Origin of the sequence: Leisingera sp. JC11 (assembly GCF_040704725.1) — a bacterium.
GTDB lineage: Bacteria > Pseudomonadota > Alphaproteobacteria > Rhodobacterales > Rhodobacteraceae > Leisingera.
The window spans coordinates 67,083-85,634 of the sequence record NZ_JBFCVS010000011.1 but is presented as its reverse complement, the minus strand read 5'-3'; the positions used below and the strand labels follow the sequence as shown (position 1 = coordinate 85,634).

20 protein-coding genes are annotated in these 18,552 nt (G+C 65.1%); 10 read left to right on the top strand and 10 right to left on the bottom strand.

The window, feature by feature from the left end:
• The first annotated feature begins 69 nt into the window (after window positions 1–69).
• The 4 genes from AB1A62_RS13730 (at window position 70) to AB1A62_RS13715 (ending at window position 3,722) form a co-directional block, all read left to right on the top strand.
• Window positions 70–828, top strand: a complete 759-nt coding sequence (locus AB1A62_RS13730; RefSeq protein WP_366662020.1) for a hypothetical protein — start codon at window positions 70–72, stop codon at window positions 826–828.
• A 751-nt stretch (window positions 829–1,579) separates the two neighbouring features.
• On the top strand, window positions 1,580–2,341 hold the full coding sequence (locus AB1A62_RS13725) for a hypothetical protein (protein ID WP_366662019.1): 762 nt from the start codon (window positions 1,580–1,582) through the stop codon (window positions 2,339–2,341).
• Window positions 2,342–2,370: 29 nt separating this feature from the next.
• Window positions 2,371–3,027, top strand: coding sequence for a DNA-3-methyladenine glycosylase I (locus AB1A62_RS13720; protein ID WP_366662018.1), 657 nt, complete (start codon window positions 2,371–2,373; stop codon window positions 3,025–3,027).
• A 14-nt stretch (window positions 3,028–3,041) separates the two neighbouring features.
• Window positions 3,042–3,722, top strand: a complete 681-nt coding sequence (locus AB1A62_RS13715) for a hypothetical protein (protein ID WP_366662017.1) — start codon at window positions 3,042–3,044, stop codon at window positions 3,720–3,722.
• Here the strand turns inward: AB1A62_RS13715 and AB1A62_RS13710 are convergent.
• Window positions 3,703–4,380, bottom strand: coding sequence for a hypothetical protein (locus AB1A62_RS13710; protein ID WP_366662016.1), 678 nt, complete (start codon window positions 4,378–4,380; stop codon window positions 3,703–3,705). The genes AB1A62_RS13715 and AB1A62_RS13710 overlap by 20 nt on opposite strands.
• A gap of 201 nt (window positions 4,381–4,581) precedes the next feature.
• Between AB1A62_RS13710 and AB1A62_RS13705 the strand changes: the two genes are divergently transcribed.
• Window positions 4,582–5,016 (top strand): DMT family transporter, encoded by a 435-nt coding sequence (locus AB1A62_RS13705; protein WP_366662015.1) that lies wholly within the window; start codon window positions 4,582–4,584, stop codon window positions 5,014–5,016.
• Between the two features lie 16 nt (window positions 5,017–5,032).
• Here AB1A62_RS13705 and AB1A62_RS13700 read toward each other — a convergent pair whose 3' ends face one another.
• The 3 genes from AB1A62_RS13700 to AB1A62_RS13690 form a co-directional block, all read right to left on the bottom strand.
• Complete coding sequence (locus tag AB1A62_RS13700; protein WP_366662107.1) at window positions 5,033–5,374, bottom strand: zinc ribbon domain-containing protein YjdM; 342 nt, start codon at window positions 5,372–5,374, stop codon at window positions 5,033–5,035.
• A gap of 126 nt (window positions 5,375–5,500) precedes the next feature.
• Window positions 5,501–6,079, bottom strand: a complete 579-nt coding sequence (locus AB1A62_RS13695) for a dihydrofolate reductase family protein (RefSeq protein WP_366662014.1) — start codon at window positions 6,077–6,079, stop codon at window positions 5,501–5,503.
• Window positions 6,080–6,121: 42 nt separating this feature from the next.
• Window positions 6,122–6,448 (bottom strand): polymer-forming cytoskeletal protein, encoded by a 327-nt coding sequence (locus AB1A62_RS13690; RefSeq protein WP_366662013.1) that lies wholly within the window; start codon window positions 6,446–6,448, stop codon window positions 6,122–6,124.
• A gap of 186 nt (window positions 6,449–6,634) precedes the next feature.
• On the opposite strand from AB1A62_RS13690, the gene AB1A62_RS13685 reads away from it, so the two are divergent.
• On the top strand, window positions 6,635–7,273 hold the full coding sequence (locus tag AB1A62_RS13685) for a LysE family transporter (protein ID WP_366662012.1): 639 nt from the start codon (window positions 6,635–6,637) through the stop codon (window positions 7,271–7,273).
• A 254-nt stretch (window positions 7,274–7,527) separates the two neighbouring features.
• Here AB1A62_RS13685 and AB1A62_RS13680 read toward each other — a convergent pair whose 3' ends face one another.
• Window positions 7,528–8,211, bottom strand: a complete 684-nt coding sequence (locus AB1A62_RS13680) for an ABC transporter ATP-binding protein (RefSeq protein WP_366662011.1) — start codon at window positions 8,209–8,211, stop codon at window positions 7,528–7,530.
• Window positions 8,204–9,490, bottom strand: a complete 1,287-nt coding sequence (locus tag AB1A62_RS13675; protein WP_366662010.1) for a lipoprotein-releasing ABC transporter permease subunit — start codon at window positions 9,488–9,490, stop codon at window positions 8,204–8,206. The genes AB1A62_RS13680 and AB1A62_RS13675 overlap by 8 nt, the downstream gene beginning before the upstream one ends.
• Window positions 9,491–9,781: 291 nt before the next feature.
• Between AB1A62_RS13675 and AB1A62_RS13670 the strand changes: the two genes are divergently transcribed.
• Window positions 9,782–10,270, top strand: a complete 489-nt coding sequence (locus AB1A62_RS13670) for an HPP family protein (protein ID WP_366662009.1) — start codon at window positions 9,782–9,784, stop codon at window positions 10,268–10,270.
• A 14-nt stretch (window positions 10,271–10,284) separates the two neighbouring features.
• Here the strand turns inward: AB1A62_RS13670 and AB1A62_RS13665 are convergent, their stop codons facing one another.
• The 4 genes from AB1A62_RS13665 to AB1A62_RS13650 form a co-directional block, all read right to left on the bottom strand.
• The gene (locus AB1A62_RS13665) at window positions 10,285–10,908 is read right to left on the bottom strand and encodes a GDSL-type esterase/lipase family protein (protein WP_366662008.1); all 624 of its coding nucleotides are present in this window, start codon (window positions 10,906–10,908) and stop codon (window positions 10,285–10,287) included.
• Window positions 10,909–11,018: 110 nt separating this feature from the next.
• Complete coding sequence (gene proS, locus AB1A62_RS13660; protein WP_366662007.1) at window positions 11,019–12,374, bottom strand: proline--tRNA ligase; 1,356 nt, start codon at window positions 12,372–12,374, stop codon at window positions 11,019–11,021.
• 116 nt (window positions 12,375–12,490) lie between these two features.
• Window positions 12,491–12,853: a hypothetical protein gene (locus tag AB1A62_RS13655; protein ID WP_366662006.1), complete on the bottom strand. Its 363-nt coding sequence runs from the start codon at window positions 12,851–12,853 to the stop codon at window positions 12,491–12,493.
• Between the two features lie 243 nt (window positions 12,854–13,096).
• Window positions 13,097–14,698, bottom strand: coding sequence for a BCCT family transporter (locus tag AB1A62_RS13650; RefSeq protein ID WP_366662005.1), 1,602 nt, complete (start codon window positions 14,696–14,698; stop codon window positions 13,097–13,099).
• Between the two features lie 408 nt (window positions 14,699–15,106).
• Here AB1A62_RS13650 and AB1A62_RS13645 point away from each other — a divergent pair, with 408 nt between their 5' ends.
• The 3 genes from AB1A62_RS13645 to AB1A62_RS13635 are packed head-to-tail and all read left to right on the top strand — an operon-like array spanning window position 15,107 to window position 18,537.
• Window positions 15,107–16,180 (top strand): AI-2E family transporter, encoded by a 1,074-nt coding sequence (locus tag AB1A62_RS13645; protein ID WP_366662004.1) that lies wholly within the window; start codon window positions 15,107–15,109, stop codon window positions 16,178–16,180.
• Between the two features lie 4 nt (window positions 16,181–16,184).
• Window positions 16,185–16,892 (top strand): DnaA/Hda family protein, encoded by a 708-nt coding sequence (locus AB1A62_RS13640; RefSeq protein WP_366662003.1) that lies wholly within the window; start codon window positions 16,185–16,187, stop codon window positions 16,890–16,892.
• A 52-nt stretch (window positions 16,893–16,944) separates the two neighbouring features.
• Complete coding sequence (locus AB1A62_RS13635) at window positions 16,945–18,537, top strand: Ppx/GppA family phosphatase (RefSeq protein WP_366662002.1); 1,593 nt, start codon at window positions 16,945–16,947, stop codon at window positions 18,535–18,537.
• Window positions 18,538–18,552 lie beyond the last annotated feature (15 nt).

The following is an 18,552-nucleotide window of genomic DNA, read 5'->3' as shown; positions in this document are numbered from 1 at the left end:
GAACCTGATACGCCACTCGGCTAATTTCCAGCCTTGCAAGCTCTCTCTGGTTTCAAGGAGATAAATTTGATGCGGCTTTTCAAAAAATCCTTTCCCTTCGTCGTGGGTTTGGCTTCTTACTTTGTGATTAAGGCTCTGTTTTTCGGTACCGTCGCCGCAAGGGAGGTCGACCCAAGCCAGCTTGAACAGGCCTTGCTGCAAACCGAACAAGGTGAGCTTTTCCACGTCGTTAAGTCCGAGTTTCCAGTAGAATTTCAGGCTTTCATTCAAGAACTCGCGACCGTGGCAGGCCAAAAGTACGCCAACAAGCAGCAAAGATCCCTTGCAATCCAAAACAGAAGCAGGGAATTCACTACCGGACTGCGACAGAAGAACGCTCACTACCTGAAACACGCTCCCGTAGAACTCCTGCGTGCACTGCAAACGAGTAAGCTTGAGCTTATGCTTACAACGCAGAACGACCCGGCCCTTTGCACAAGATTTGCGAACTATGGCCCAGCCGGCTTTACAGAAAGCGAATTGAACACGGAGCGTTTAAGTATACTGGCAGAGGGCTCGGTGTTGTTCTTCAAATCTGTCGCTGCTGGCCGGGACCACCCGGTGCAGCGCGCGCGGGCGACACAAGAAGACTATGCGGCATTCCTCACGGATTGGAGCGAGCAGCCGGAAGTAACGTCCGGCATGTATGAAGCGCTGATGCAAAACGATCCAACAAGCGACGAGTTCTGCGCCAGCATGACAAGTTTCCAGCGTTTCGTCACTTCGCTCAATGGTCCCTCCGCTGAACGAGTTCTAGCTGATTTGTCTGCAGAAGCTGATTCAAACTGACGTTTGACACGCAGTTTCTGATTAGAAGGCAGCCCCTGTGCCACCACAAGGCCAGGCGCGGGCCGTGCGGCTGGTGCCCCACACCCCAGGGGGCACACCGCCCCCATTTCACCTTCTCCAAATACTCCCGCCGATAGGGGAGGCATCCCACCGCTAGGTCTGCACCTGCCGGGGGGGGCAGGCAGGCGCAGACCGGGCCGCAGGCGACCCGGTCGTAGGGTGGGCAATCTGCCCACCATTCCCCGGTCACTCCACCAAACCCCGCCAAACGGTGGACGGAATCGCCCACCCTACGCCGCCGCGCCCCCGTTGCGCCAAACCCCAATCCACCGCACGCCCCGCTTGCGCGCCCTTAACCCCGCTCTGCCATACTCCAATCCGTCGCGACACCGGTGCGGACTGACACCCCGCATCAACAGGAGATACGGGAGCCCCCAAGACCACCTCTTCATCGGGTGCAGGGGTTCTCCGCACAGAGAGCTTTCGAGCGGACATGGGGGCTTGCGACCCCCTGCCCGGCACTCCGCCTCCGGCCCCTCCGGGCCCTTGGCGGCGCCGCCACCTCTACCCCGGCCAGCACAACACGGCCACGCAAGTAAAACGGCCCAACGGCCCCAGACACACACCCGGACAGGGACACGCACCCGCCCGGCCAATCCCGCGCATCCGGTGACAGCTTCGTGAGGGCTGTTGCCTGAAACCGCTGTCTCTTCTTATGGTTAGGCCAGCCGTTCACAGCAGGGAAACAGCCATGGCCTTCATCGCAGACAACCAGCTGCCCCTGCTTCTGATGTTCTTCTTTGCAGGCCTGATCGGCACCGCCTTCCTGTTCCGCAAACCCGCAGGCCACCGCGCCTGGAAACTGGCGGACCTCGTCTGGGTCGTCCTCGGCGGCTTCGGCGCGCTGGTCGCGGTGATTTCCGGCATCTACGCCGCCGACTCCTCCAAGCTCGAACGCCAGATCGACATCGCCTATGCCGCCACCGCCGCCTTCGACCGCGACGCCGCCCGCTTCCGCCTGCGCTTCTGCGACCCCGCCTATGACGCCGACATCGCTGTCTTATGCGAAAAGGTCGAATTCCTCTCCGCCTCCACCGCGGGCAACGCCGAACTGCCGCTGTTCATCGCGGTGACGGATGAGGTCGCCCCCTTGCAGGGCCTCAGTTTCCTGTTCGGCAGCCGCGGCGGCAGGGGGGAAAAGAAGGACATGGAGGCCCAGGCCAGCGCCTTCGACCCGGCGGCCTTCCTGGTCTTCACCGCGCTCGACGCCCCCGCCCAGGACGCCGTCGACACCCTGCGCCGCAAGGTGCCCGCCATCGCCGGCGATTTCCTGATCATCGCCCGCGCCTATGACGACCTCATCGCCCATGTGGCCAAGCTCAAGGAGGAATGGGAATACCTGCAGGACAACGCCCATATCCTGGTGCTGCAGATCATCGCGCTGTGCCTGGTCAGCTTCGCAGCCCCCTTCCGCCTCGGCAAATCCATTGTCGAGCTGCGCGCGCGCCGCTAACCTGAGGAGACGCCAACAGGACCCCGCCCATGCGCAGCTTTGACGAGATCTACGCCCTTTCCGCAGACCGCCACGGCGGGCCGCAGGCGCTGGAGGAAAAGCTCACCAGACCCGATCCCCAAGTCACAGAGCTTCCGGAGGACCGCTGGCTGGCCACCATGACCAAATGCATCTTCCAGGCGGGCTTCAACTGGAAAGTGATCGAGGCGAAATGGGACGGGTTCGAGGAGGTCTTCCACGGCTTCGACCCCGGCCATTGCGCCTTTATGCCTGAGGATGACTTCGACCGGATCCTCAGCGACACCCGCGTGGTTCGCAACGGGGCCAAACTGGCCACCGTGCGCGCCAACGCCGCCTTCCTGATGGAGCTGCGCGATGAAGGCGGCGCCGGACAAGTGCTGGGCGGCTGGCCCTCCAGTGACTACATCGGGCTCTTGGAGATGCTCAAGAAACGCGGCAGCCGCCTTGGCGGCATGACCGGCCAATACGCCATGCGCTTTGCCGGCCGCGACAGTTTCATCCTGTCACAGGACGTCACCGCGCGCCTGATCGCAGAAGGGGTGATCGACAAGCCCGCCACCTCCAAGACCGCACTGAAGGCGGTGCAGGCCGCATTCAACGAATGGATGGAGCAATCCGGCCGCTCGCTCACCGAAATCAGCCGCGTGCTGGCGATGAGCTGCTGAGGCGGAGCCTGCGCATGATCCGCTGCCTGCTCCTCGCCCTGTTTCTCCTCGCCGCCTGCGGCCGCCCGCTGACGGAAACCGAGCGCAGCTATCTCGGCACCCTGCACGGCACCAGCCTGAACCCGGACAAGGTCCGCATCGTGAACGGCGCGCCGCTGGGTGCTGTCACCTTCCGCCGGATGCCGCGCCCGCGCGTCACCTGCCGCGAGCGCATCCTGCCGCCGGTCAAGGAGGAGATCGTCACCTCCAAGCCCGCCGCCGTCGCCCTGTTCAACCGCATCTTCTTCACCCGCGACTGGTACCTGGACAATTACCTGCCGGAATACCCGGACCGGCTGCACCTGGTGGAGGCGATGCTGCTGGCGCATGAGGCGACTCACGTCTGGCAATGGCAGAACCGCAAGCGCACCGGCTATTCGCCGCTGCGGGCGGCGGCAGAGCACGGCCAGGACCGCGACCCCTATCTGTTCGACCTGGCGGGCGATCCCGGCTTCCTCAGCTACGGGTTCGAACAGCAGGGCGCCATCATCGAGGAATACGTCTGCTGCCGGGCGCTGGCCCCGCAGGCCGCCCGCACCCAGCGGCTGCACCGGATGCTCTCCGCCGCCATGCCGGTCAGCCCGCTGCCGCAAAGCCGCGAGAGCGATGTCTACCTGCCCTGGAAGGATGCCAGCCTCAATGGGATTTGCGACTGACTGAGGGCAGTTCCGCCTCTCCCTGCTCTGCCGCCTGGCCGGCCTGCACCGCCAGGCGCCGGGACAGCAGCCCGGCCGCGGCGGCAGTCAGGGCCGTCATCGCCGCGACCAGCAGCAGGTACCCCGTCAGGATCTGCGTCGCGGGAAGCGTGAAATTCAGCTGCGGGAACGCGCCCAGGGCCACCGGCAGGTACCAGGACACCGCCGAAACCGCGCCCGAGGCCGCAAACAGCGTCCGCTGCACATGCCCCATGCCCTCAAACAGCGGCCGTCCGGCCTGCCTGCGCAAATGCGGCAGGATCACCGCATGGATAAACAGCCCGTTCAATGTCAGGATGCAAACCACAAGGAGCTTGGCATGAACCTTCGGATTTTCCAGTTTCACCGGGTCGGTCAGCGCATAGAGCAGCAGGAAGCCGAACCCGGTCAGCCAAAGCAGCTTCAATCCGGCATCGACCACCCCGGACGCGAACTCGAAAATTGCAACACGCTCCGCACTCACCTCCCCCCGCAGGAAGAAGCGCATCAGCAGCAGGTCCAGCAGCGTGGCACTGCCCAGCCCTGCGGCAAGGCCGATGAAATGCAGGAACCTGAGGCCGGTTCTGGCGGTTTCCGAGGGATCATCAAGAAACAGGCTGGGAAGGCTGGAAAGCGGCATTGGGACCTTTGGCGGGTTCATGGGTTGCAGATCATATCGGGCCTTTACATGCAATTGCGAGTCATTCGCAACTGGAAAAGCAGACCGCCTGCGTACGGCAGTCCCGGATGCAGGCGCCGTTCACCGGCGCCGCAACGTAGCGCTTGTCTTTTTACCAAAACTCCGGCCACAAATCCCAAGCTGAACAACGGGAGCCGCCACATGACCCAATACGCCCTCATCATGCTGGCCGCGGGCCTCGGCATTCCGGTGCTGGCCGCGCTGAACGCCGCCCTGGGAAAACTGATCGGCTCCCCCGCCTCTGCCGCGGTGGTGCTGTTCCTGATCGCGCTGATTGCCACCGTGCTCTATGCGCTGGTGGCAGGCCCGCAGGCCCTGGCCAAGATCCCCACCGCGCCCAAGCACCTGTTCCTGGCGGGCGTTCTGGTCGCCTTCTACGTCCTGTCGATCACCTATGTGGCGCCGCATTTCGGCGTCGGCAACGCGGTGTTCTTCGTGCTGATCGGCCAGCTGATCTCTGCCGCTGCCATCGACCATTTCGGCCTGTTCGGCGCCCAGGTCAGCCCGCTGACCCTGACCCGCGCGGCCGGCATTTCGGTGATGGCGCTGGGGGTCTGGATCACCCAGATGGCCTGAGGCGCAAGGCTGCGCCTTACCCCGCGACCTTCTTCACGAATTGCGACTTCAGCCCGATCGGCCCGACGCCCGGCACCTTGCAGTCGATATCGTGATCGCCGTCCACCAGCCGGATGCCGCGCACCTTGGTGCCGACCTTGATGACCGAGGACGTGCCCTTCAGCTTCAGGTCCTTGATCACCGTCACCGTGTCGCCGTCAGCCAGCACATTGCCGACGCTGTCGCGCACTTCCCTGGCCTCGCCTGCGGCATCCCCCGCCGCCCACTCATGGGCGCATTCGGGGCAGATCAGCAGGGCATCCACCTGGTAGGTATAGGCAGAGGCGCATTCGGGGCACGGCGGCAAAGCATCAGTCATGCCCCGCCAATAGCCCTTAATCCCCGCCAAGGCCAGAGACAGATCCGGCTGCGCAAAGCCGCACAGCAAGAACTGGCGGACCGGACCGCCGAAGGACCGGGCAGCCATTGCTGAAGGCTTTGGACCTCACGCCCGCCGGTACAGGTTCATCTGGACACCATTGCCGGTTGCCGACGCCTGTTTCAGCGCCCAGCCGGATGGCGGCGTGCCCGCGCCGAACAGCCGCCGGCCCGCTCCCAGAACCCGGGGAAAGATGGCCAGGCGCAATTCATCCACCAGCCCCTGCGCCAGCAGGGCAGCGATCAGCTCGCCGCTTCCGTGCACCTGCAGCCTCGGCCCCTCCTGTTCCTTCAGCCGCTGAACTTCAGTCACCGCATCGCCCTTGAGCACGCGGGAATTCTGCCAGCCGGCGTCGTTCAAGGTGCGGCTGGCCACGTATTTCTCCGCGCCGTTCAGCAGGTCCGCCATCGGATCACCGGAGATGGCCGGCCAATGCGCGGCAAAGGCCTCATAGGTCTTGCGGCCGAACAGGAAGGACACCGGCCCCTGCATCCACTCATCAAAGACCCGCGGCATGACACCGCCCAGATAGGGCGCGGCCCAGCCGCCCTGCGCAAAGCCGCCGGACCTGTCTTCCTGCGCGTGCATCGGCCCCTGCACCACGCCATCCAGGGTCAGGAAGGACAGAACCGCAATCTCACGCATGGTCTCTTCCGCCTTCCTCTCGAGTGCCGCGGGAACCCGCCACTACGCTCCGTTGGCCTTGCCGCTGACCTTGATATTGCCCTGCAGCTGGGCGCCGTTCTCTGTCGACATGGTCTGCGCCGAGACATCCGCCTGCACCTTGGAACTGGCCGCCAGCCGCAGGTCCTCGCATTGGATCCTGCCGCTGTAGTCGCCTTCCACCGTGACCGATTTCGCGCTCAGCGCGCCGTCCACGGTGCCGCCTTCCAGCACCGTCACCGCCTGCGCCGAGACATCGCCGACAACCCGGCCGCGGACCTCGACGCTGCCCTTGCTGGAGGTGATATTGCCTTCAACCGTCACATCTTTCTCGATTACCGAATTCACCACGTCTCAGCCCTTTCTGCGCATCCCCGGACAGCCTAGCCCGCCCGGGCAAATTTGAACAGTTGTTAGCAAACCGCCGCCCAACCGCCAAAGCCGCGCCTGGCCCGCCGGCAAGGTTCCGCCGCCTTGCCCGTTCCCGGGCACGGGGCTAGGCTGCGGCCAAGCAGATTTTCATGACGGAGTTTTTTAATGACCTGGTCCGAAATTGCCGCTTTTGCCTTTGTCGCGGCCCTGCTGGTGATGTCGCCCGGCCCCAACGGCTTCCTGATCGCCAAGACAGTGCCCGCCTCCGGCCGCGCTGCGGGCTTTGCCAATATCGCGGGCTTCGTCGCGGCCTTCTTCCTGCACGGCGCGCTGTCGATCCTCGGCCTGTCGATCATCCTGGTGAAGTCGGCCACCGCCTTTGCCGTGCTGAAATACCTCGGCGCCGCCTACCTCTGCTGGATCGGGATCAAGGCGCTGATCGCCGCCTTCAAGGGTGTGGCCCCTGCCGCCCGGATCACCCCGGCGAAGCGCCGACGCACCCAGGCCCGGGCCTTTGGCGAGGGCTTCCTGACCAACGCGCTGAACCCCAAGGTGTCGATGTTCTACCTCGCCGCCTTCCCGCAGTTCATCACCGCGGGCGAGACACCGGCCGCCTCCGCCTTCCTGCTGGTGGCGCTGCACGCCGCCATTGCCGCGCTCTGGTTCGGGATGATGGTGCTGCTGTTCACCCGCCTCACCGCCGCGGCCGGCAGCGGCAGCTTCCAGCGCTGGCTGAAGGGGGTGACCGGCGTGGTGTTCATCGGGTTCGGGCTGAAGCTGGCCAGCTTCCGCCCCGCCGTCTGACGCCGCCTGTTCCACCTGCGGGAACGGCGCGGGCAGAGGGCCGTGCAGCCGGGCGAGCGCCTGCCCGCGGGGTGGCGCCGTGACGCTGGTGCAAGGCAGTTTATCCCGGTCAAATCCGTATGAGCTATCCAAGGAGTATCGCCCTCTCCAGAGCGCCAGCCCGTGCGGGCGGGCAGGCGCTCGCCCGGCGGCGCTGCGCGCCTTGCTCCGGGCGCAATAGCGCAGGCCTCCGAGAAACTCCTAAAGCCACCGGCCTACACCGGCACCAGCAGGCCGTTCTCCAGCTTCACCTGACGGTCCATCCGCGCCGCCAGCTCCAGGTTGTGGGTGGCAATCAGCGCCGACAGTCCGGTGCCGCGCACCAGCTCCATCAGCGCCGCAAACACCTGGTCGGAGGTGCCAGGGTCAAGGTTGCCGGTGGGTTCATCCGCCAACAGCACCCGCGGCGCATTGGCCAGCGCCCGGCAGAAAGCCACCCGCTGCTGCTCGCCGCCGGACAGTGCCGCCGGGCGGTGATCGGCGCGCGCCGCGAGGCCCACGGTGCCCAGAAGATCCGCCGCCCGCGACACCGCCGCCTTCTGTCCGGCGCCATTGGCCAGCTGCGGCAGCACGATGTTTTCCAGCGCGGTGAACTCCGGCAGCAGGTGGTGGAACTGGTAGACAAACCCGACTTCCTGACGGCGCACACGGGTGCGGCGGCGGTCGCCCTTGCGGGTCACGTCCTCACCGGCCACCCGCACCTCGCCTGCATCCGGCGTGTCCAACAGCCCCGCTATGTGCAAGAGCGTCGACTTGCCCGCGCCTGAGGGCGCCACCAGCGCCACCACTTCACCCGCCTGCAGCGTCAAATCCGCACCGCGCAGAACATCCACCTGCCCCGGCGTGCCGGTCAGGTAGGATTTGGTGATCCCCTTCAGCTCCAGCGTGATCTCACTCATAGCGCAGCGCCTCCACCGGGTTGAGGCGCGCCGCGCGGCGGGCCGGGAAAATGGTCACAAAGAACGACAGCCCCAGCGACAGCGCCGTGGCCGAGACCACATCCGCCAGCCGCAGCTTAGCGGGCAGCGCATAGATGCCGCGGATCGACGGGTCCCAGACGCCGCCGCCCATGACGTAGTTCACGAAGGAGAAGATCGGATCGATATAGAGCGCAAACAGGCAGCCCAGCACCACGCCGCAGATTGTGCCGATGACGCCGGTGAAGGCGCCGCAGATGAAAAACACCCGCATGACGGACCCTTCGCTGAGGCCGATGGTGCGCAGGATGCCGATGTCGCGGCCCTTGTTCTTGACCAGCATGATCAGGCCGGAGACGATGTTCATCGCTGCGATCAGCACCAGGATCGACAGGATGATGAACATCACGTTGTCCTCGACCTCCAGCGCCCGCAGGAAGCCGCCGGAGGCATCGCGCCAGGTCCAGACGCCCGCAACGCCGCCCGCAGCCGTCAGGATCGGCAGGGCGATTTGATCCACGTTTTCAGGGTCTTCCACCATGACCTCAATCTCATCCGCAACGCCCTCGCGGTTGAAAAAGCTCTGCGCCTCACCAAAGGGCAGATAGACCCGGGTGCGGTCGATGTCCCAGCGGCCTGCGGTGAAGACATAGACAACCTCATAGGCATTCACCCGCGGGCTGGTGCCAAAGGCGGTTTTGACGCCATTGGGAGAGATCAGCTTGATCTTGTCGCCCACTGTGACCCCCAGCTCCCGCGCCACGCCGGAGCCGATGGCAATCCCCTCCTCAAACCGTGCAAGGTCGCCTATGGCCTCCTCACTCTGCGCAACGCCCGGAATGCCCTGGATGTCCTTGGCAGAGATCCCGAACACCTCGACGCCTGCATTGCGGTCGCGCAGGTTGGCCATCACCTGCCCCTTGACCAGCGGCGCAGCCCGGGTGACGCCGGGCACCGCGGCGACGGTCTCAGCCAGCGCCTCATAGTCCTTGAGGCTGCGGTCCAGCACACCGGCCTCATTCACCTCGCCATAGGAGTAGACCGTGACATGAGCATTGGCGCCCAGGATGGTGCCGACAAACTCAGACCGGAAACCGGAGCGCACCGCCAGAGTGGCGATCAGCGCAAACACCGCCAGGGTGATGCCGATCAGGCTGATCCAGGTCATCACGCTGACCCCGCCCTCGGCCTTGCGGGCGCGCAAGTAGCGCCAGGCGATGATCCATTCGAAACGGGAAAACGGCGGTGGTGTGGTGGCCATATAAGAGGTCCTGCCCGGAAATTTTGCCTGCAACCTGTGCTGCCGGGCGCCCGGGGTCAAGGTGCGGTTGCATAACTGGCCGATAATCCGCCTGCCGGGGCCCGAATGCCCGCCGTGCAGCGGGCAAATCTTTTGCGAAAAGATTTGCCAAGAGTTTTCTGAAAACTCTTGGTCAAGGCCGCGCCCGGCGTCACCGCAATGTGATCTGCCGCATATGCCCGTTGCCTTGCATCTGCCCGCCGGCAAGGCTTTATCAGGCCGGTTCCGGCTTCAAACTCGGGTAAGGACGACATGGACAAGTACTTCAAACGCGCGCTGCCGCATCCGCCGCTGCGGATGGTGATCACCGCAGGCCTCGGCGCCTTTCTGGCAATTGCGGCGCTGTCGCTGCTCACGACCCATGCCAACCTGCTCTTGCTGATGGCTCCCTTCGGCGCCAGCTGCGTGCTCCTGTTCTCGGTGCCCGCCAGCCCGCTGTCGCAGCCTGCCAATGTGGTGGGCGGCCATGTGCTGGCCACCGCCGTCGCGCTGGCGCTGAACGCGCTGCTGCCCGATACCTGGTGGGCGCTGGCATTGGCGGTGGGGCTGTCGATTGCCCTGATGGCGGCGCTGCGGCTGACCCATCCGCCCGCAGGCGCTGATCCGCTGGTGGTCTTTGCCACCGATCCCGGCCTCTCCTTCCTGCTGTTCCCGGTGCTGACCGGCGCCGTCGCGCTGGTGGCGATTGCCGCGCTGTTCCACCGTGTGTCGGGCCATGAATACCCGCTGAAACACAGCTGACCGCGGCCGCGCGGTCAGAGCGCCAGCATCGCCGTCACCGGCGCCCGCAGCGCCTCGCCCAGGGCCCGCGAATCCGCCGCCTCCAGGTGGTAGCCGTCGGCGGCGGAGGCCCGCGCCACCTGCGATGCGTCAAAGAAGCCGCAGCCCAGCCGGTCCGCCAGCGGCTCTATCACTTCCGCCAGCGCCTCGGACCGGGCCACCATCTGGGGCGTGATATCCGGATCATCGCACAGGCTCATCGGCGGCGGCGAGACCAGCAGCACCTGCGGCTCCACCGCCTCCGGCAGCCGCCAGGGGTGGTGGCGGATGATCTCCACCAGCCGTTCCAGCCCGTCGCGGATCAGATAGCTGGGGTGGCCCTCGTAGATGTCATTGGTGCCCAGCATGATCACCGCCAGGTCCAGCGGCGCGTGGCTGTGCAGCAGCATGGGCAGCACCGCATCGCCGCGCATCTCGACACAGGCAGAGCCGCGCGCGTGCACCGTGGTGCGGCCGCGCAGGCCTTCGGCAAAAACAACGGCCTCCGCCAGGCCTTCGCCCAGCGCCACCGGCCAGCGGTCGCCGTAAGGATGCCGTCCGCTGGTGTGCGGGTCGCTGCCCCAGGTCAGGCTGTCGCCAAAAGCCAGGATCTGTTTCATTCCGTATCCTCCCGTTTCCGGCACCCTGCGGCGGACGGCGGGTTCGGGCAAGAAAAAAGGGAGCCTCCCGGCTCCCTTTTCTTGTTCTTCAGACAGTTGCGCCGTGAAGCTCAGAAGCCGCGGCCGGTGGGGTGGGCCTTGTAGACCTCGACCACCTTCTTCACCGCCTCTTCCGGGGACAGCTCCTCGCTCTCGCCGGTGCGGCGCGAGGTCAGCTCGACCACGCCGTTCTTCAGGCCGCGCGGGCCGACGGTGATGCGCCAGGGCAGACCGATCAGGTCCATGGTGGCGAATTTGCCGCCCGCGCGCTCGTTGCGGTCATCATAAAGCGGGTCCAGACCAGCCGCGGTCAATGCCGCATAGAGCTGGTTGCAGGCCGCGTCCGCCTCGTCGTCGCCCTGCTTTAGGTTGACGATGCCGCAGTGGAACGGGGTCACGCCCTCGGGCCAGATGATGCCCTTGTCGTCGTGGCTGGCCTCGATGATCGCGCCCAGCAGGCGGGAGACGCCAATGCCGTGGGAGCCCATGTGGACCGGCACGTTCTTGCCGTCCGGGCCTTGCACGGTGGCGCCCATCGCGTCGGAATACTTGGTGCCGAAATAGAAGATCTGGCCGACCTCGATACCGCGCGCCACCCGGCGGCGCTCCTCGGGGATCTGGTTGAACAGCGCCTCGTCGTGGGTCTCGTCGGTGCGGGCGTATTTGGAGGTGAACTCCTCCAGCACCGCCTGGCACTGCTCGACGCTGTCATAGTCGATGTCGCGGTCGCCGAAGGTCAGATCGGTGACGGCGCTGTCATAGAACACCTCGGACTCGCCGGTGTCGGCCAGCACCAGAAATTCATGGGTGTCATCGCCGCCGATCGGGCCGCTGTCGGCACGCATCGGGATCGCCTGAAGCCCCATCCGCTCATAGGTGCGCAGGTAGCTGACCAGGTGGCGGTTGTAGGCGTGCAGCGCGTCTTCCTTGGTCAGGTCGAAGTTGTAGCCGTCCTTCATATAAAACTCGCGGCCGCGCATCACGCCGAAACGCGGGCGGATCTCGTCGCGGAATTTCCACTGGATCTGGTACATGGTCAGCGGCAGATCCTTGTAGCTGCTGACATGGGCGCGGAAGATGTCGGTGATCAGCTCTTCGGCGGTGGGGGTGAACAGCATATCGCGGTCATGCCGGTCCTTCACCCGCAGCATTTCCTGGCCATAGGCCTCGTAGCGTCCCGACTCGCGCCACAGGTCGGCGGACTGCATGGTCGGCATCTGCATCGGGATGTGGCCCGCGCGGATCTGTTCGTCATGGACGATGCTTTCGATCTTCTTCAGCACCTTGAAGCCCAAGGGCAGCCAGGAATAGATTCCGGCGGCGGATTGCTTGATCATCCCGGCGCGCAGCATCAGCCGGTGGCTGACGATCTGGGCTTCCGAGGGGTTCTCTTTCAGAACCGGCAGAAAATAGCGGGACAGGCGCATCTTGGCTCCATCGGTGATGTGGGTTCGAGTTCCCGCCCGGTTTAGTGGGTGATGGGGATGCGGGCAAGGGTGGAGAGAATGCCCGCAATAAAGAACTTGCAGCATCCCGGCAGGGCTCAGTCTTGAATACCCAATAGCTCTGTTACTACACCGGTCGCATAAACTTTGCGGCCCGCGACGCAGTAGAAATTTGTCCCAACAGAAATGCGCTGGCGGTGGTAGCTAACCATCTCCCTGACAACGATAGTCATGAGCGCGTCCTTTGTTCCTGAGAGGGGTTCGGCATCAGGGAACGGAACTCCATCTTCGTCAAGAAAATTCGGATGGATCATGTAGATTTCATCGGTGGGGCTATCTTCCCCATATCTGAAGTCCCATCGAAGTTTGTTGAAGGCAGGGACAGAGCTCCCGCCCTGTTCTGCGGTCAGAATGGAGATTTCGGCCTTAAAATCAGGCTCATGTGAAAGGAGTTTGTACATGGCCGGCAGGCTATGAGAGACCGAAACACGTTGCAAGATCAGCCCGGTTCATCCTCGAGAGCGCCAGACCAAAACCAAGTAGCTAATACTGCAAATGGCCCGGGCCTGACCTTGGGCGGGCGCGAATGCGCCTGACCGGGGGGAAGGTCAGGCGCAGGCCGTGCGGCTGACGCCTCACGTCCCAAAAGAAAACCGCGGGCGCTGAAACGCCCGCAGCATTTTCAAACAGCCTTCTGCAAAGACTTACATCTTCGCCCGCTCCGCCCGCAGCGCCAGCCACAGGCAGTAGCACATCATCAGCACCACCAGCGTGAACGGAATACCGGTCGAGACCGCCGCGCCCTGCAGCGCCGACAGCCCGCCGCCGAGCAAGAGCGCGATGGCCACCAGACCTTCGAGTGTGCACCAGAACACCCGCTGGATCACCGGGGCGTCCATCTTGCCGCCGGCGGTGATGGTGTCGATCACCAGCGAGCCGGAGTCGGACGAGGTGACGAAGAAGATCACGATCAGCACCAAGGAGATCGGCGCCACGATCGAATAAAGCGGCAGTTCCTTCAGGAAGCCGAACAGCGCGCCTTCGGGCTTGTAGCTGTCGATCACCGTCGCCTTGACGCCTTCGGCGCCGCCGGCGTTCAGCATGTCGATGGCGCCGCCGCCAAAGGTCGACATCCACAGCGCGCAGACGGCTGTCGGGGCGATCAGCGCGCACAGCACGAACTCGCGCACCGTGCGGCCCTTGGAGATGCGGGCGATGAACATGCCGACAAAGGGCGACCAGGCGATCCACCAGGCCCAGTAGAAGGTCGTCCAGCCGTGGAAGTAGCTGGTGTCCTCGCGCCCGAACGGGTTGGAGAGCGCCGGCAGCAGCTGAACATAGTCCACCATCACGCTGAAATAGCGGGCAATTGCGGTGCCGATGCCGGTGACCAGGATCACAAAGACAAACAGCCCCACCGCCATCACCATGTTGATCTCAGACAGCCGCTTGACGCCCGCGTCCATGCCCAGCAGCACCGACCCCAGCGCAATCGCGGTGATGCCGATGATCAGCAGCACAACCACCGTCGGGGTCGGCTCGATCCCGAACACCTCATAAAGGCCGGCCGCAACCTGCTGCGCGCCCAGGCCCAGCGAGGTGGTCAGCCCGAACAAGGTGGCAAACACCGCCAGCGTGTCGATGGCATGGCCCCACCAGCCCCAGACCCGTTCGCCCAGAATCGGGTAAAACGCCGAGCGCAGGGTCAGCGGCAGTTCGAGGTTGTAGCAGAAGATCGCCAGCGACAGGCCGACCGCGGCATAGACCGCCCAGCCTTCCAGCCCCCAGTGATGGATGGTGCCGACAATGCCGATGTATTCATTGCCCGGCTCATTGATGTCGATCCCCAGCGGCCGCGCTCCGCCGCCTTCGGAGAAGTTGTAGTAGACCGGCTCAAGCACGCCGAAAAACAACAGGCCGATGCCGATGCCGGCCGCGAACATCATCGCAATCCACCCGGCATAGGAATAATCCGGCTTGGCATCCTTGCCGCCGATGCGGACAGAGCCGACCGGCAGGATGATCAGCGCCAGGCAAAACAGGGTGATGGCATCCACCGACAGGACCAGGAACCAGTCGAAGGTGCTGGTCAGCCAGGGCCGGAGCCAGCCGAAGAAGGCCGCTGCGGCCTCCTGGTTGGCGAGCGCGATCAGCACGAAACCGGCGATCAGGATACTGGAAATCAGGAAGACAGGATTATGGATATCCAGGCCGAACGGCCGGATATTGTCCTGTCCCAGCTCATACTCTGTCTCGAAGTCCCAGACCCTCGGATCGGGATCGAGCATTTTCTTGTTTTCCGGCATGACGCCTCCCCTTACTTGTTAATTACCGCCCAAGTGTCGCATTAAATTCGGAAATCTCCTAATCCGTGCCGCCGGGCGGGGTTTTGCGGCGGGCCGCGCCGCCGTCCCCGGGCGTGACCGGACCGCTGATGCCGCCGCCGGGCAAACGGCCATGCCTGCGCCGCGGCCGGCCATGTATCGGGCACGCGCACAGGCGCTGAGAGCACGCCCCGCCCCGCAAGGGGCGGAGCGCCCGCCCGCACGGTGCGGGCGGGCGCAGCATTTCCTTGACTTGCCCCCCGCCTTTTCCGCCTTATCCCCGCCTTGCCCACAGGGGAATCGCCCTGCCCCCTTGCAAGCCCCTGCCCCATCGGGAAAGACTGGCGCCAAGATCCTGATGCAAACGGACCAAAGGCGGGCACGCGGACCATGGCGCTACCAGCGAAGAAACAGCTGAAATACTGGGGCATCGCCGCCATTGTCTTTGCGGTGGTGATGTGGGCGCTTGGCAATGTGCTGATGCCCTTCATCCTCGGCGCCGCCATCGCCTATCTGATCGATCCCGTCGCCGACCGGCTGGAGGCCTGGGGCATGAGCCGCACCGGCGCCACCGCCACCATTACCGTGGGCACGCTGCTGATCTTCCTGCTGCTGCTGGTGGTGGTGGTGCCGACGCTGGTTGCGCAGATGATCGATCTGGCCCAGGTGCTGCCGCAGCTGGTGCGCGACGCCCGCGCCTTTGCCTCCGAGCATTTCCCCTCGGTCTTCGAGGAAAACAGCCGCATTCACCAGGCGGTCACCTCCTTTGCGCAGACGCTGCAGTCGCGCGCGGTCGAGCTGCTGCAATCGGTGCTGGGCGGCGCGGCGTCTTTCCTGAATATCGTGATCCTGCTGGTGATCGTGCCGGTGGTGGCGGTCTATCTGCTGCTGGACTGGGACCGGATGGTCGCCCGCATCGACGAGCTGCTGCCGCGCGACCACCAGCCGGTGATCCGCCGCCTGGCCGGCGAGATCGACGCCGTGCTCGCCTCCTTCATCCGCGGCATGGGCACCGTCTGCCTGATCCTCGGCACCTATTACGCGGTGGCGCTGATGCTGGTGGGGCTGAACTTCGGCCTCGCGGTCGGCTTCATTGCCGGCCTTATCACCTTCATCCCCTACCTCGGCGCCCTGATCGGCGGCGCGCTGGCCATCGGCCTGGCGCTGTTCCAGTTCTGGGGCGACTGGGTGTCGATCGGGCTGGTCGCCATCATCTTTGCCATCGGCCAGGTGGCTGAGGGCAACTTCCTGACCCCCAAGCTGGTGGGCAGCTCCGTGGGCCTGCACCCGGTGTGGCTCTTGCTGGCGCTGTCAGTGTTCGGCGCCTTGTTCGGCTTTGTCGGGATGCTGGTGGCGGTGCCTGTCGCGGCAGCGTTCGGCGTGATCGCTCGGTTCCTGACCGAGCAATACCTGGACAGCCGCCTGTATCAGGGCCAGAGCCACCGGGACGCGGGGGCGGAATAAACCCATGGCGCAGCAGCTGAGCTTTGATCTCCCGGCGAAACCGGCGCTGGGGCGGGAGGATTTCTTTGTCGCGCCGTCCAATGCGATGGCGGTGGCGCTGCTGGATCCGCAGTTCGCCTGGCCCAGCGGCAAGCTGGTGCTGACCGGCCCCAAGGGCGCGGGCAAGACCCATCTGGCGCATGTCTGGGCCAGCCAGACCGGGGCACGGATCCTGCCCGCCGAACGCCTGACGGAACAGATGGTGCCGGAGCTGGCGCAAGGCCCGGTGGTGGTCGAGGATGTGCCGCAGATCGCCGATGACACCGTCCAGCAGAACGCCCTGTTCCACCTGCACAATCTGGTGCTGGCCAACGGCCATTCGCTGGTGATGACCGGCCGCGGCGCACCGAATCTCTGGGGGCTGACGCTGCCCGACCTGCAAAGCCGGGTGCAGGCCGCCACCCATGCCGAGCTGCAGCCGCCTGACGACCAATTGCTGGCAGTGGTGCTGGCCAAGCTGTTCAACGACCGCCAGATCACCCCGAAGCCGGATGTGATTCCCTATCTGGTGGCGCATATGGACCGCTCCTTTGCCGCCGCGGCGCAGATCGTGCGGCGGCTGGACCAGCTGTCCTTGGCGGAAAAACGCAGCCTGACCCGCCCCCTGGCGGTGCGGGTGCTCTCTGAGGTGCGCGAGGAGGCGGCGGAAAATGACGCATCCGCAAGCGGTTGACCCCTGCCCGCCCATGCACCATCCTGACCGCGGATCGCAAGACGGAGCCCTCATGAACCTGTCCCAGGACCCCGCCGCCGCTGCCACCGATTGGGGCCCCTTCGGGCGTCCGATCTTTGATGACCCCAAGGCCCGGGCGCTGTCGCGGGTGGGGGTGGTCGATGTCGGCTCCAACTCGGTCCGGCTGGTGGTGTTTGACGGCGCCGCCCGCAGCCCGGCCTACTTCTACAACGAAAAGATCATGTGCGCCCTGGGCGCCGGCCTGTCTGAATCGGGCCGTCTCAACCCGGAGGGCCGCGCCCGCGCCCTGTCCGCCTTGCACCGGTTCCAGCATCTGGCCCAGGGCATGGGGCTGCCGCCGCTGTCCGCGGTGGCCACCGCCGCAGTGCGCGACGCCGAGGACGGGCCGGAGTTCTGCGAAGAGGTGCTGCGCGAGACCGGGCTGAAGATCCACGTCATCGACGGGCGCGAAGAGGCGCGGCTGTCGGCGCAGGGGGTGCTTCTTGGCTGGCCCGGCGCCTACGGGCTGGTCTGCGACATCGGCGGCTCCTCGATGGAGCTGGCGGAGATCCAGGAAAACACCGTGGGCCGCCGGGTGACCTCGCCCTTGGGGCCGCTGAAGCTGCGCGACATCAAGGGCGGGCGCAAGGGCCGCAAGGCCTATATCAAGGACGTTATGGAGCAGCTGCGCGGCGAAATGGGCGCGCAGCGCGACCGGCTGTTCCTGGTCGGCGGCAGCTGGCGCGCCATTGCCCGCATCGACATGCACCGGCGCGGCTATCCGCTGAAGGTGCTGCACGAATACCGGATGAGCGCCAGCGACGTGCGCGAAACCGCGAAATACATCGAGAAGCGCGACCTGAACAAGCTGCGCGAGGCCTGCGGCATCTCCTCCAGCCGGATGGCGCTGGTGCCTTATGCGATCGACGTGCTGACCCGGCTCATTCACACCTTCAAGCCGAAGGATATCGCGGTCTCCAGCTATGGCATCCGCGAGGGCCTGCTGTACGAGCAGATGCCGCAGCGGCTGCGCGCCCGCGACCCGCTGGTCGAGGCCTCCCGCTTTGCCGAGATGAAGGACGCCCGCGTCCCCGGCTTCGGCAAGACGCTCTATGATTTCGTGAACCCGCTGTTCGCCAATGCCCGGCACAGCAAACGTCGGCTGGTCAAGGCGGCTTGCCTGCTGCATGACGTCAGCTGGCGGGCGCATCCCGACTACCGCGCCGAGGTCTGTTTCGACAACGCCACCCGCGCCAACCTGGGCGGGCTCAAGCATTCCGAACGGGTGTTCCTGGGCCTTGCGCTGCTGCACCGTTACAGCAACAAGCGGCACGGCAGCTCTTTCGAGTATCTTTATGATCTCTTGGACGAAAAGGGCCAGCACGAGGCGGAGGTACTGGGCAAGGCGATGCGGTTCGGCGCCATGCTGATGGTGACCAGCAACGGCGAGATCGGGTCGTTGCAATGGCAGCCGCGCAAGCGGGTGCTGCATGTGAGGCTGCCCGATACGGCGCGGCCGCTTTACGGCGAAGTGGCGGAATCGCGGCTGAAGTCGCTGGCCAAGGCGCTGGATGCGGAAATCGACCTGAAGTTCAGAAAACCCCTGCCGGAGGCGGAGGCCGAAACAGAACAGGCGCCGGAGTAACCGGCGCCGTCACGG

Bases quoted from the DNA above. Each gene is read 5' to 3' on its own strand.
- AB1A62_RS13730 (WP_366662020.1), top strand. From the start codon at position 70: ATGCGGCTTTTCAAAAAATCCTTTCCCTTCGTCGTGGGTTTGGCTTCT.
- AB1A62_RS13725 (WP_366662019.1), top strand. From the start codon at position 1,580: ATGGCCTTCATCGCAGACAACCAGCTGCCCCTGCTTCTGATGTTCTTC.
- AB1A62_RS13720 (WP_366662018.1), top strand. From the start codon at position 2,371: ATGCGCAGCTTTGACGAGATCTACGCCCTTTCCGCAGACCGCCACGGC.
- AB1A62_RS13715 (WP_366662017.1), top strand. From the start codon at position 3,042: ATGATCCGCTGCCTGCTCCTCGCCCTGTTTCTCCTCGCCGCCTGCGGC.
- AB1A62_RS13710 (WP_366662016.1), bottom strand. From the start codon at position 4,380: ATGCCGCTTTCCAGCCTTCCCAGCCTGTTTCTTGATGATCCCTCGGAA.
- AB1A62_RS13705 (WP_366662015.1), top strand. From the start codon at position 4,582: ATGACCCAATACGCCCTCATCATGCTGGCCGCGGGCCTCGGCATTCCG.
- AB1A62_RS13700 (WP_366662107.1), bottom strand. From the start codon at position 5,374: ATGACTGATGCTTTGCCGCCGTGCCCCGAATGCGCCTCTGCCTATACC.
- AB1A62_RS13695 (WP_366662014.1), bottom strand. From the start codon at position 6,079: ATGCGTGAGATTGCGGTTCTGTCCTTCCTGACCCTGGATGGCGTGGTG.
- AB1A62_RS13685 (WP_366662012.1), top strand. From the start codon at position 6,635: ATGACCTGGTCCGAAATTGCCGCTTTTGCCTTTGTCGCGGCCCTGCTG.
- AB1A62_RS13680 (WP_366662011.1), bottom strand. From the start codon at position 8,211: ATGAGTGAGATCACGCTGGAGCTGAAGGGGATCACCAAATCCTACCTG.
- AB1A62_RS13675 (WP_366662010.1), bottom strand. From the start codon at position 9,490: ATGGCCACCACACCACCGCCGTTTTCCCGTTTCGAATGGATCATCGCC.
- AB1A62_RS13670 (WP_366662009.1), top strand. From the start codon at position 9,782: ATGGACAAGTACTTCAAACGCGCGCTGCCGCATCCGCCGCTGCGGATG.
- AB1A62_RS13665 (WP_366662008.1), bottom strand. From the start codon at position 10,908: ATGAAACAGATCCTGGCTTTTGGCGACAGCCTGACCTGGGGCAGCGAC.
- proS (WP_366662007.1), bottom strand. From the start codon at position 12,374: ATGCGCCTGTCCCGCTATTTTCTGCCGGTTCTGAAAGAGAACCCCTCG.
- AB1A62_RS13655 (WP_366662006.1), bottom strand. From the start codon at position 12,853: ATGTACAAACTCCTTTCACATGAGCCTGATTTTAAGGCCGAAATCTCC.
- AB1A62_RS13650 (WP_366662005.1), bottom strand. From the start codon at position 14,698: ATGCCGGAAAACAAGAAAATGCTCGATCCCGATCCGAGGGTCTGGGAC.
- AB1A62_RS13645 (WP_366662004.1), top strand. From the start codon at position 15,107: ATGGCGCTACCAGCGAAGAAACAGCTGAAATACTGGGGCATCGCCGCC.
- AB1A62_RS13640 (WP_366662003.1), top strand. From the start codon at position 16,185: ATGGCGCAGCAGCTGAGCTTTGATCTCCCGGCGAAACCGGCGCTGGGG.
- AB1A62_RS13635 (WP_366662002.1), top strand. From the start codon at position 16,945: ATGAACCTGTCCCAGGACCCCGCCGCCGCTGCCACCGATTGGGGCCCC.